General features: G+C 70.8%; 9 protein-coding genes and 1 pseudogene. 7 read left to right on the plus strand and 3 right to left on the minus strand.

What is annotated here, in order from left to right:
• Positions 1 to 463 precede the first annotated feature (463 nt).
• A complete protein-coding gene (locus V2W30_RS01105) occupies positions 464 to 670 on the minus strand; it encodes a DUF2180 family protein (RefSeq protein WP_338692830.1) in 207 nt (68 codons plus the stop codon).
• Between the two features lie 520 nt (positions 671 to 1,190).
• Entirely contained in the window at positions 1,191 to 2,768 is a 1,578-nt protein-coding gene (locus V2W30_RS01110) for a penicillin-binding transpeptidase domain-containing protein (RefSeq protein ID WP_338692832.1), read from the minus strand.
• Positions 2,769 to 2,854: 86 nt separating this feature from the next.
• Between V2W30_RS01110 and V2W30_RS01115 the strand changes: the two are divergent.
• The 7 genes and pseudogenes from V2W30_RS01115 to V2W30_RS01145 all read left to right on the plus strand — a co-directional run.
• A pseudogene (locus tag V2W30_RS01115) lies at positions 2,855 to 2,983 on the plus strand (helix-turn-helix domain-containing protein); the annotation flags it as partial.
• 125 nt (positions 2,984 to 3,108) lie between these two features.
• On the plus strand, positions 3,109 to 3,825 hold the full coding sequence (locus tag V2W30_RS01120; RefSeq protein WP_338692834.1) for a LysR family substrate-binding domain-containing protein: 717 nt from the start codon (positions 3,109 to 3,111) through the stop codon (positions 3,823 to 3,825).
• Entirely contained in the window at positions 3,822 to 4,724 is a 903-nt protein-coding gene (locus V2W30_RS01125; protein WP_338692836.1) for a serine hydrolase, read from the plus strand. Before V2W30_RS01120 ends, V2W30_RS01125 begins: the two co-directional genes overlap by 4 nt.
• Before the next feature lie 652 nt (positions 4,725 to 5,376).
• Positions 5,377 to 5,733 carry an STAS domain-containing protein gene (locus V2W30_RS01130; protein ID WP_338692838.1) on the plus strand — a complete coding sequence of 119 codons (357 nt, stop codon included), beginning with the start codon at positions 5,377 to 5,379 and terminating at the stop codon, positions 5,731 to 5,733.
• A gap of 237 nt (positions 5,734 to 5,970) precedes the next feature.
• The gene (locus tag V2W30_RS01135; protein ID WP_338692840.1) at positions 5,971 to 8,067 is read left to right on the plus strand and encodes an ATP-binding protein; all 2,097 of its coding nucleotides are present in this window, start codon (positions 5,971 to 5,973) and stop codon (positions 8,065 to 8,067) included.
• 210 nt (positions 8,068 to 8,277) lie between these two features.
• On the plus strand, positions 8,278 to 9,084 hold the full coding sequence (gene ppk2, locus V2W30_RS01140; RefSeq protein ID WP_338692842.1) for a polyphosphate kinase 2: 807 nt from the start codon (positions 8,278 to 8,280) through the stop codon (positions 9,082 to 9,084).
• Between the two features lie 252 nt (positions 9,085 to 9,336).
• Complete coding sequence (locus V2W30_RS01145) at positions 9,337 to 11,250, plus strand: PAS domain S-box protein (RefSeq protein WP_338692843.1); 1,914 nt, start codon at positions 9,337 to 9,339, stop codon at positions 11,248 to 11,250.
• Between the two features lie 151 nt (positions 11,251 to 11,401).
• Here the strand turns inward: V2W30_RS01145 and V2W30_RS01150 are convergent, their stop codons facing one another.
• Positions 11,402 to 12,109 (minus strand): TetR/AcrR family transcriptional regulator, encoded by a 708-nt coding sequence (locus V2W30_RS01150; protein WP_338692844.1) that lies wholly within the window; start codon positions 12,107 to 12,109, stop codon positions 11,402 to 11,404.
• Between the last annotated feature and the right edge of the window lie 95 nt (positions 12,110 to 12,204).

Below are 12,204 nucleotides of genomic sequence, written 5' to 3' on the forward strand. Positions count from 1 at the left end.
GGGCCTCACGATCCCGCTCGTCCCGGTATTCCTCGTAGTCGGAGCCGCTTCGCCGACCCCACCTGCCGGTGCCTCCGCGGCCGTAATGGACGAGCCCGAAAACCAGCAGGGCCGCGGCCGCCCACCACAGGGGACTGAGGAACCCGAGCCCGAACAGAACCACCAAGAGGATGAGGAGCAGAACCAACACGGGAAGCCTCCCTGGAGCGGAAAATGACTCATCGCTGATGCCGGGGATTGGGGCTTCACTCAGCAGCGTAGTCCTGCCCAAAGGTTCCGGATACCTCCCGGCGTCGCCACGTACCGATTCGGCGCGGTTGACCACTTGACATCTGGTCAGGGAATGCGCTGCGCGGCCCGAGTCCGTGGCACCACCGGAAGGTTCAGGTCGACCGGCCGACCTGGAGGCGTCATGCGCACTGGCGGCGTCGTCCTGGGTACTCGACGGCGGTTCGAGAGCCGATCAGAGCTGGTGCTCCGCTTCGTGGCACGTGGAGCAGGTGAGGCGGCGGGCCGGTTGGTCGAGGGTGGACAGGCCCATGCCTTCATGCCGGTGGATGTCCTGGGCGGTGACCTTGATGTGATCCGGGCAGAGTGCGGCACCGCAATTGCGGCAGGAGGCGATGGCCGGGGTCGTCTTCCCGAGTTGGTGACAGTCGTAGCAGTTCATGCTTGCTTCTGCTTTCCGTGTCGGTGGCGGATGCGGCGAGGTGCGATGCGGTAAGGCCCACCCTCGTGGCAGGGCGCCTCAGCGACCTGCGGGCCGCTGCGTGCCGAGCCGGGCCGGCGGGAGTACTGCCGGCAAGGAGCGGTACGTCCATGAGGGCTGTCAGGGCGTGGAGTTGGTGGCGAGAGGGGGCGGGACCAGTTGACTTGTCCCGCAGGACGCATCGGCTCGCCGAGGGCACGCTGTACGGAGAACGCTGCGGCCCTGTAACGGGTGTGCGGAGAGTTCCGGTGCGACATGGTGGTCGATCCCGTACGGCAGAGGAACGGGACGGCGCCTTCCACGGTATCCCTGGGCCTACGTCCTGCACAGCGTTGTCGGGCCGGACGACCCAGGGCGAGGGGGAGGCCGTCCGGCACCTGTACGGGCGTCCCTGACAGTCGGACGGTCAGGTCCGACACGCCCGCCGTGGTTCGGGCGGCCCCTCGCGATCCGCGCACGGGTCGACGAGGCATCACCGTCGCTACCCCTTGATCCCGTCGAGGAACGCCGCTGCCACCGGTCCCGCGTCCTTGCCGCCGGAGCCGCCGTCCTCGATCAGTACCGCGAACGCGAGGTCACCGCGGTAGCCGATGAACCAGGCGTGGGTGCGCGGTGGGGTGTCGGTGCCGTACTCGGCCGTGCCGGTCTTCGCGCCGGGCTCGCCCGTCATCCCGCGCAGCGCCTTGCCCGAACCTTCCGTCACCACGGCCCGCATCAGCGTGCGCAGTTGCCCGGCGACCGCGGGGGCGAGTTTCGCGGGTGCCTGGGCGCGCTTCTTGACGGCGGCGGGGACGAGCACCGGCTGCCGGAACGTGCCGTCCTTGACCGTGGCCGCCACCGACGCCATCACCAGCGGGCTGGCCTGCACGCGGCCCTGCCCGATCATCGCCGCAGCCTGGTCGTTGGCGCTGTTCGCCACCGGCACCGAACCGTCGAACGTCACGGCTCCGACGTCCCAGGTCGGCCCGATACCGAACGCCTTCGCGGTCTCGGTCAGCGTGCTCGGGGTCAGCCGGTTCCGCTGGGCGATGATTCCGGTGTTGCAGGAGTGGGCGAAGTCGTCGGCGAAGGTGGCGCCCGCGGGCAGTTCGAACAGGTCCTGGTTCTCGAAGCTCTGTCCGTTGACGTTCACGTACTTCGGGCAGGGCGTGGGCGTGCTGGTGCTCATTCCCCCGCTGATCAGCGCCGCCGCGGTGACCACCTTGAAGTCGGAGCCGGGCGGGTAGCGGCCGCGCAGCGAGCGGTTCTCACCGCTGGGCGGGTTGTCCGCGGCGGCCAGGATCTCTCCGGTGCTCGGCCGGATCGCGACGATCGCCGCGTTCTTCGACAGGTCGCGCAGTGCCTCTTCGGCGGCCTTCTGGGTCGGTATGTCGAGGGTGGTGCGCACGGCACGGCCGCCGGTTCCGCTCGGGGTGTGCAAGGTGGCCAGCGTGCGACCGGTGCTGGTGCCCACGATCGCCACGCTGTCGGAGGACCGGCCGGCCAGCTGCCGGTCGTAGCGGTACTGGAGGCCACTGGAGCCGGGCGTGCCGACCAGGGCGGGGGCGAGCCCGCCGAGCGACGTGCCGTCGGCAGCGAGGATCTTGGCGCGACGCGTGCCGTCCGCCACCGCCAGCTTGCTGCCGTCCGTGAGCCGGGGATGGATGACGGCCGGGCTCCATCTCACCTGCCAGCGGTCGCCGGCCCGGGTGAAGGGAGCGGAGGAGGTGTATGTGAAACGGTCGCCTCCCTTGAGGCGCAGCGTGACCCGGAGGTCGTAGGCGTCGCCGTCGAGCGCGCCGCGGTGGAGTTCGAAGCGTGTGCCGGGCAGGTCCTTGGCGAGTGCGGCGATACGGGCGGTGGCGTCGGCCGGGTGATCGGTGGCCCGACCGGCCGCCTCGGCGTCGCCGCTCTCCCATGCGTCGAGGAAGGCGTCGACGGCGACGGCCCGGTCGTCGTCCGTACCGCTCGGGCTCAGGAGCCGCCAGGCGGCCGTGCCCGCACCCGCGACCAGGACGAGGACGGTGACGAGGAGCAGGAGGGGGCGGCGCCGGCGTGCGGCGCGTCTGGGATGCGACATGTCCGGATCACACCAGGCGGATCACGACGGTGTCCAACAGTCCTATCCCGTCAAATTTCATAGCCGTATGCCTATGATGCCTGCTAATGGACCTCATCAAGCATGTGCGCTACTTCGTGGCGGTGGCCGAGGAACGCCATTTCGGGCGGGCCGCGGCGCGGCTGGGGATGGCACAGCCGTCGCTGTCGCAGCGCATCCAGCGGCTTGAGCAGGAGTTCGGGATCCGCCTCTTCGACCGCACGAGCCGCGGGGCGGACCTGACGGAGGGCGGCCGACTGCTGCTCGCCGAGGCCCGGCCTCTGCTGGAGTGCGCCGACGCGCTGGAGGGGCGGCGGCCCGGGTGCGCAGCGGCGCGGCCGGCCTGTTGCGGGCGGCCGTGCCGCCGGAGCTGGGCAGCGCGGTGGTCGCGGCGCTGGTCGGCAGGTTCCGGGAGGGCTCTCCCGGGGTCCGCCTCGAACTGCGGGAGATGGGGGCCGAGGCGCAGTTGGGCGAACTGGCGGCCGGGACCCTGGACGCCGGAGTGCTGCGCCACCCCGTGGACCTCGCCGGACTCGGCCTGGGAGAGGTGCTGTGCCGTCCGCTGGGCGCGGTCGTCCCGGACGACGGCACGCATCCGCCGGGCGCGGCCACCCCGCTGTCTCTGGCCGAGCTCGCCGGGCGTGACCTGGTGCTCTTTCCTCGCCGCTCCGGTCCGGCGCTGCATGACGAGATCCTGGCCACCTGCCGCAGACACGGCTTCGAGCCCGGTACGGTGATCGCCGGCCGGGACCCGGCGTTCGTCGTCGGCATGGTTCTCTCCGGCACGGCTGTCGCGTTCGCCCCTCATGACTGGGAGGTGCCCGCCGGGGCGGTGTGGCGGGAGCTGGCGGGGGCGCCCCTGCTGGAGCGTGTCTCGGCGGCCTGGCTGCGCAGCCGCCAGGACGATCCGGCGGTGCGGTTGTTCGCAACGGTGGTGGAGCAGGCGTTGACCGAGTACGGAGGTATGGTCCCGGTGGCACAGACGGTGTTGGCGCGGCGCGCCGGGGTGCCGGTCCCCAGGGTGGGGTTCACCGTATGAGCGCAAGGACGACGGGTGCGGTGCGCGCCCGGCTGCGCGCGGTCTTCACGGATGCCGGTGTCACCGGACACCTGCACGCGCGCGACCTGGACGGCGACGGCGAGGTGGAGCTCGGCTCCGACACCCCGGTCAGCACCGCCAGTACGCACAAGCTGTGCCTGGCGGTCGCCCTCCAGCGGCTCGCCGATGCCGGCCGGCTGGACCCGACCGAACCGGTCGACGTCCCTGCTCAGGGCCGCACCCCCGGCGGCACGGGCCTGGCCATGATGCGCGACCCGGCGCGCATGTCCGTACGTGACCTGCTCGCCCTCGCGTTGACGGTCAGCGACAACACCGCCGCCGACGTGCTCTACGCCCGCATCGGCCTCGCTGCCGTGAACCAGGAGATGGCCGACCTGGGCCTGCGCCGCACGGTGGCCCTCCACACCACGCGCGACCTGCTCACCGCGATCGACGAGGACTGCGACGGCGACCAGGCCCGTCTGTTGGTGGACCCCGGCCTTCTCGCCCGTCTGCGGGTGCTCGACCCCGCGCGTACCAACCGCAGCACGCCACGAGAGATGACCGAACTGCTGGCCGCGGTGTGGCACGACGAGGCGTGCTCGCCGGACCGCGCGGAAGAGCTGCGTTCCATGCTCGGCCTCCAGGTCTGGCCGCATCGCCTGGCGTCCGGGTTTCCCTTCGACGACGTACGGGTGGCGGGCAAGACCGGCACGCTTCCGACGCTCCGTCATGAGGTGGGGGTCGTCGAGTATCCGGACGGTGGCCGCTACGCCGTCGCGGTCTTCACCCGCGCTGCCCGTACGGCCGTGAACCAGCCGGCGGCGGACGCGGCCATCGGCACGGCGGCCCGCCTCGCCGTCGAAGCCCTGCGCGCTCCCCGCGGCAACCGGGTGTGAGCATCGTTCCCGCCGCTTCCGTCAGGCCCACTCCCGTTCCCACGCGCAGTGCCGCTCCCACACCCACTGCCGCTCCCGCTCCCGCTCCCGCGGATCGTTGTCGCAGTTGCCGTCCCGACAGGCATCGGAGCCTCTGAACGGTCCACAACGGGCTGATGCCGACGGGGACTTCAGCGAGCCAGGGCGACCGGGGAGCGCGCGTGAGGGCCCCGCCGGAAATCGGGGTGTCCCGAACGTCGGCGGGGCCGCTCCATCGAGGGAGCGCGGCCTGTTCGCGCGCCCTCGCCGCTCCGGCCGCGGCGCCTGAGGACGCGGGAGTGCCCCCAGAACATGCGCTGCGGCCGGAAAGCCGGAGTCGTGCAATCGGCGACATGACTCCGGCCGCCTGAAAAGGCGGCACGCCCGGGGACTGGGAGGCGGAAGGACGGGTACCCTCCTCCTTCAACCGAAACGGCATGTCATATGCCAACATGGGCACAACACCCGCCCCGGGACACACAGTTGGACACCTGCAACTGCCCGGGGCACGGTTGCGGGCTCAACAGGCACACCACCGTGGAGGTGCTCGCCGAACCAGGTTCCAGCAGCCACGCCCCGGTGCTGACATGGAGCCTCAACACGCATACCGGGCAGGCACGTTGGGACCCATCGCGTGACCACACCATCCTCACCGACTCCGTTCCTCATCCGGATCGTCGATGTCGACGGAGCTGTACTGGTCCGTGTCCGCGGCGAGCTCGACCTCGCCACCGCACCTCATCTCGAACAGGCTCTGGATCCGTTACGAGAGCGCCCTTGCGAACTGGACCTCGCCGAGGTGGGCTTCGCCGACTCCACCGGCGTCAACCTGCTCCTGCGTCTCCAGCGCAGGGCAGCGGCCGCGGGCGGCAGCATCCGTGTGCTCGCCGTCAGCGGCCCTGTCCGCCGGATCCTCGACCTGTCCGGCGTGACCAGCGTGCTCCTGCCTCACCTGGGCAGGTCCGACCCACCCTCCCCCGGCGAACGCTGACGCGCCGGACCGCGCGGCCCTCACAACTCCGGGAGCGGGGGCAGGTGTTGAGATGTACGTCAATGGTCGGTCGGCGTGCACGGGATGCCTGGATCCGCCCACTTCCCCCACTGTCTCGGTCCGCTTCCCACGTTCCGGGTCACTTTCTCTCCAGTGGACATCGGGTGGGGCGGAGAAGCGGCAGACTGCGGGCCCGACCTGCACGGTGATGTGTCGGCAGCAGCGGGGGGAGCGATCGTGGGCGGCGAGCAGCGGCTGGTGGGCAATCTGCCGGAGATGACGACACGCATGGTGGGCCGCCGTACGGAACTGGCGGAGGTGCTGCGGTGGTGCGCGGGGCCGGAGCGTCTGATGACCCTCACGGGGGTCGGTGGAGTGGGCAAGACGCGCCTCGCGCTGGAAGCCGCGGACCGTCTGCGGCCGGTGTTCCGGGACGGCGTGTGGCTGGTGGAGCTGTCGCCGCTGCGCGAGGGCGACGCACTGCCGTATGCCATCGCCGAGCAGTTGCCGCTGGCCGACCAGTCCACCCGCCCGATGCTCGACGTCCTGGCCGACTACCTGTCCGGCCGGGAGCTGCTGCTGATCCTGGACACCTGCGAGCACCTGACCGACACGGGCGGGCCCACTGTCGAGGCCTTGTTGCGGGCGGCGCCGGGGCTGCGGGTTCTGGCTACGAGCCGCCGCACCCTGAACGTTCCCGGTGAGGCGGTGCGGACCATCGAGCCGCTGTCCGTCCCTCGACCTGACGACCCTGCCGCGGCGCGGGCCGATGCGGTGGTGCTGCTGGCCGAGCGCGCCGACCGCAGCGTCCCGGGCCTCGCCCTCGACGAAGCGGGGCGGGGGGAACTGGCGGCGCTGGCCCGGCGGTTGGAGGGCCTTCCCCTGGCCATCGAGCTGGCCGCGGCGCGCCTGGGGGACATGTCCGTCAGGGAACTGATCGACCGCCTCGATGACCGGTTCGCGATCCTGGGCGAGAGCGACGCGCTGGTGCGCGGGATCGAGCCGCCCTGGCACCAGGCCCTGCGGACCACGATCGGCTGGAGCCACCAGCTGTGCCGTCCGGCCGAGCGACTGCTGTGGGCCCGCCTTTCGGTGTTCGCCGGAACCTTCGACACCGAGGCCGTCCGCGCGGTGTGCGCCGACCGTCATCTGCCCGGTCCGCTTCTGCCCGGCCTGCTGGCCGAGCTGGTGGACAAGTCGATCGTGACCTGGCAGCCCACGGCCGGCGGGGACCGTTACCGAATGCTGGACACGCTGCGCGAGTTCGGTGCCGACTGGCTGCGCCACCTGGGAGAGGAGGAGGAACTGCGCCGTCGCCATGGCCTCCACTACCGGGCCCTGGCCGTGCGCGCGGATGTCGCCTGGATGAGCCCCGAGCAGATCGCCTGGCACGAGCGGACCGACGCCGACCACGCCAACTACCGCGCCGCGCTGGACTTCTGCCTCGGCGAGGGGAACGACGGAGGCGCCGCCCTGGAGCTGGCCGGAGCTCTGTGGTTCCGCTGGCTGGCCTGCGGTCTCCAGCACGAAGGCCGCCACTACCTCGAACGCGCTCTGCGGCGGTCTCCGGCGCCGAGCGCGGCTCGTAGCAAGGCGGTGTGGGCCTGCGGCGCGATCGCCCTGGGTCAGGGAGACCTCGACACCGTCGCGGTGATGGCGCGGGAGCTCCGTCCCGCCGCCGAGGCGGCCGCCGACCCGGCCATGCTGGTGGCCGCCGCCCATCTCGACGGCGGATTCCTGGGGCTGAGCGGACAGCCCGCACGGGCCGCCGCGGTTTTCGACGCCGCGCCGTACACCCGCGACCATGGCGCGGCCTACAGCGGAGCACGCTTCCTGGTGTGGACGATCCGCGTGTTCGCCCACACCAACCTGGGCGAGTTCGCCCAGGCCGTCGCCGCGGCCGATGCCATGCGCACGCAGTGCCTCGACTGCGGCGACCGGTGGGCCCGGGCCTTCGCCGACTACGTGGGCGGACTGGCGGCCCTCGGTCTGGGCCGACTGGACGAGGCGGCCGCGTACGGCCGCGCCTCACTGGAAGCCAAGTCCCTCCTCCGCGACAGCATCGGCATCGGCACCTCCATCGACCTGCTGGCATCCATCACGGCCGCCACCGGCCAGGGCCGACGGGCGGCCCGCCTCCTCGGCATCGGCCAGCAGACCTGGAACGCCATCGGCCGTGACCAACTGGGCGTCCCCGAACTCATCGCCGCCCGCCAGGACTGCGAACGCCGGGCACGCGAGACCGCCGGCGACACCGCGTACGAGACGGCCTTCCGCAAGGGCCTGGAGGACAGTCTCGACGACGGTCTCGTGTACGCCCTGCACGACACCTGATCCCGCGCCCCCGCCACACCTGCCCGAGGACGACCCCGGTTGCTCAGTACTCCCGCCTAGGGCAACCCGGCCCCCTGGGCCGTACGTCTTCGGGCCTACGGCAAGGAGGCCAAGAGGTCACTGCCGAAAGCCGATGGCTTCCCGGACGCTTGACCCCGGTCATGTCCTTCTCCGTAACGTCGCTGTACGTATGAGGTGTTGGGCTAAGGAATGCGGGGTGGAGCGGTGAACAAGGCTGCGTACGAGCAGGAGTTGTACCGGCTGCAGACGGAACTGGTGAAACTCCAGGAGTGGGTGCGTGCCGAGGCCGCCCGGCTGGTCGTCGTCTTCGAGGGGCGGGACGCGGCGGGCAAGGGCGGCACGATCAAACGGGTCGCCGAGCATCTCAATCCCCGGGTCGCGCGGATCGTCGCGCTACCGGCGCCCACGGAGCGCGAGCGTACGCAGTGGTACTTCCAGCGGTACGTGAATCACCTCCCCACGGCGGGCGAGATCGTCCTGTTCGACCGGAGTTGGTACAACAGGGCGGGCGTGGAGCACGTGATGGGTTTCTGCACGCCTGCCGAGCACCGGCGCTTCCTCCACCAGTGCCCGATCTTCGAGCGGCTGCTGGTGGAGGACGGGGTGCTGCTGCGCAAGTACTGGTTCTCGGTGAGCGACGCCGTGCAGGAACAGCGTTTCCGACGCCGTCTCGAAGACCCCACCCGACGCTGGAAGTTGTCGCCTCTGGACGTGGAATCGATCACCCGCTGGGAGGCGTACTCGCGCGCGAAGGACGAGATGCTCGTGCACACGGACATCACGGAGGCGCCCTGGTACATCGTCGAGAGCGACGACAAGCGCAGCGCACGCCTCAACATGATCGCGCACCTCCTGTCGACGGTTCCGTACCGGGACGTCCCACCGCCCGACCTCGACCTGCCGACGCGGCCACCCGCTTCCGGCTACCGTCGCCCACCGCGCGATCTCCAGACGTACGTACCCGATCACGCGGCGGACCTACGCTCCGAGCGGTAGAAGGTACGGCAGAAGGAACCGCTCAGATGGTGCCCACACCGCGAGAGATTGCCGCCGATACCTGACCGACATGATGCGGGACCTTGCGTGACCACCGCCAAGCCCGACAGGGAACCCCTACAACCCCTGCTGTCACAGATGCTCGATGGGTTCGCGACACGGTTGCGTCCGGAAAGTGAGCAAGTAAGCGCCGCCACCGAGCTCTTATCGACAAAAGGCCCACGTCCGGTCCAAGCGGTGCTGAAATGCGCCATGGAACGCAACAGGCACCACGCACGATCGCCCCTCATTCCCGCAGCGGAGGAACCGTTCCGCGCGCTGCTGGAGGCCGCTCCCGACGCGATGGTGATCGTCGACGATGCCGGCGTCATCCGCCTGGTGAACGCGCAGACGGAGACGCTGTTCGGTTATCCGCGCCACGAACTGCTCGGCCAGCCCATCGAGATGCTCGTCCCGCAGCGATTCCGCGCCCAGCACCCGACCCACCGGGAGGGCTACAGCGGGAACCAGCAGGTCCGCCCGATGGGCGCCAATCTGGAACTGTACGGACTGCGCCGGGACGGTGCCGAGTTCCCCGTCGAGATCAGCATCAGTCCGCTCCAGACGCCCGACGGACTTCTGATCTCCGCCGCCGTCCGCGACGTCAGCGAGCGCAAGGCCGCCGACGCGCGCTTCCGCGCGCTCCTGGAAGCCGCCCCGGACGCCATCGTCATCGTCGACGACGCGGGCACCATCCAGTTGGTCAACGCGCAGACGGAGGCCCTGTTCGGCTATCGGCGCGAAGAGCTCCTGGGCCGACAGGTGGAAGTACTGGTGCCGCAGCGGTTCCACCATTTCCACCCCGCCCACCGTCACGGCTACGTCGACAACCGCCGCGTGCGCCCCATGGGGGCCGGGCTGGATCTGCACGGCCTGCGCAAGAACGGTGCCGAGTTCCCCGTCGAGATCAGCCTCAGTCCTCTGGAGACCCCCGAAGGCACGTTGGTGTCCGCCGCGATCCGCGACGTGACCAAGCGCAAGGAGGCGGAGGCGCAACTCGCCGAGCTCTACGAGCAGCAACGCCATGTCGCGCTGACCCTGCAACGCAGCCTGATGGGGTCGCCCGTTCCTCTCTCGGGCATCGACACCTCCAGCCGCTACTTCCCCGCCCGGCAGGGGCCGGGGGTGGGCGGCGACTGGTTCGACATGATCTCCCTGGGCGGCGGCCGGGTGGGCGTACTGATCGGCGACGTCATGGGGCGTGGCCTGGAGGCCGCCGCGGTGATGGGCCAACTGCGTTCGGCCTCGCACGCGTTGGCCAAGACGGGAATGCCTCCCTGGCAGCTGATGCGCGCGCTCGACGCGGTCGTCAGCGAACTGCCCGACCAACTCGTCACGTGCTGCTACCTCATCCTGGACCCTGACGAGAGTGCGCTGACGGTGTGCTCGGCCGGCCACCTGCCGGTGCTGCTCGTGGAGCCCACGGGACAGGTCCGCATGCTTCCCGTTCCTGTCAGTGTGCCCCTCGGGGTGGGCGAGGTGCCCCACCAGGAGACCAGACTGACCGTGCCGCCCTCCTCGGTGCTGGCCCTGTACACCGACGGTCTGGTGGAGACTCCGACGAGCGACATCGAGGAGCAGATCGACGCGCTGGCCGTGTCTCTGGAGAAGGCCGTCGCGGACTCCGCCTGCCTGGAGCAGGCCGCCAACTCCGTCCTCTCCGCGCTCCTGCCCGACCCGCAGGACTACACCGATGACGTGACCCTGCTCCTCGCCCGCATCCCTCCCGCGCCACTGACCGCTGTCTCCGCGGTGCTGCCGGCCGAGCCGATCAGCGTGGGAGAGGGACGCCGGTTCCTGCGCCGGACACTGCGGGACTGGGACTGCGAGGACATCAGCGACACCGCCTGCCTGCTAACCTCGGAGCTCCTGTCCAACTCCGTACGCCATGCCTGCGATCCGCTGCGCCTGCGTCTGCGCCGCACGAAGGACGAACTCAACATCGAGGTCAGCGACGGCAGCCCCATCCTCCCCCAGGCCAGAACCGCGCGCCTCGACGAGGAGTCGGGCCGCGGTCTGGCATTGCTGGACCAACTGGCCACGTCCTGGGGAACTTTGCCCACCCAGGACGGCAAGGCCGTGTGGTTCTCGCTGGCCCTGGTCACCTCGACCGCGGTGGACCCGTGAACGACGCGCGCCTGCGGGTGCCCGCTCGGCTGACCGGTCGCTGATCTCGCCGGCGTTCCTGCTGAAGGCCCTCAGTGCCGGACGTCGGTGCTGCGGGAGGGCCGCGGAGCGGGTGGCCGATCCATGCCTACGGCGGGTCGCGGAGCAGCGACTACCCCGCCCCGGCGATGCGGTCGAGCAATTCGGCGAGCAGGGCGGACTCACCCGGCGTCAGGGCCGCGCTCCCGGGAAGAAGCGCGCGGAGGGCGACCGCCGCACCGGCAGGGCCAGGGGCGTGCGCGCTGGGGGCGTCGGTGGTGATCGCCGCGATGACCGCCTCCCGGGCGAGGTGGGACACGGTGAGATCCCGGCGCTCCTCGGGGGCGGAGATGAGCGCGAGGGTGGTGCCACCGCCGGCGGCGTGGACCAGTTGCGCGGCACGAGGCTCGTCGATCCGCAGGCGACCCGCCTCGGCGATCCGGTGGATGTGCGCGCCGAGGACCTCCCGTGCGGCCAGAGCCGCCGAGGACTCGGCGCCGGGGCGGGGGTCGGCGTACATGAGGGTGTAGAGGGCCGGGTTGTCGAGACCGAACTGCACGTTCAGGTCCCAGCCGACGCGTAGGTCCTCGACCGGATCATCGGTGGGGGCGAGGTCGGCCTTCCGGCTCAGATGACGCTCGAAGCCGTCGGCGGCGACCGCGTCGAGCAGCCCCTGCTTGTCGCCGAAGAGCCGGTAGATGGTCGGCGCCTGGACGCCCGCGGCACTGCTCACCGCGCGCGTGGACACCGCCTCACGTCCGCCGTCCGCCAGGAGGCGGGCCGCGGCGGCGACGATGCGAACACGGTTGTTCTCCGCGGAGGCGGAGCGATCACTCTCCATGGTTAACAACGATAACAGGCCGACGTTATCGACTTGCACAATCAGCGTTAGCGTGTTTTCGTTAACGATGGAAACGCCGGTTGGGCCCGGCTCAC

Source organism: Streptomyces sp. Q6, assembly GCF_036967205.1.
In the GTDB taxonomy this organism is placed as follows: Bacteria; Actinomycetota; Actinomycetes; order Streptomycetales; family Streptomycetaceae; genus Streptomyces; species Streptomyces citrinus.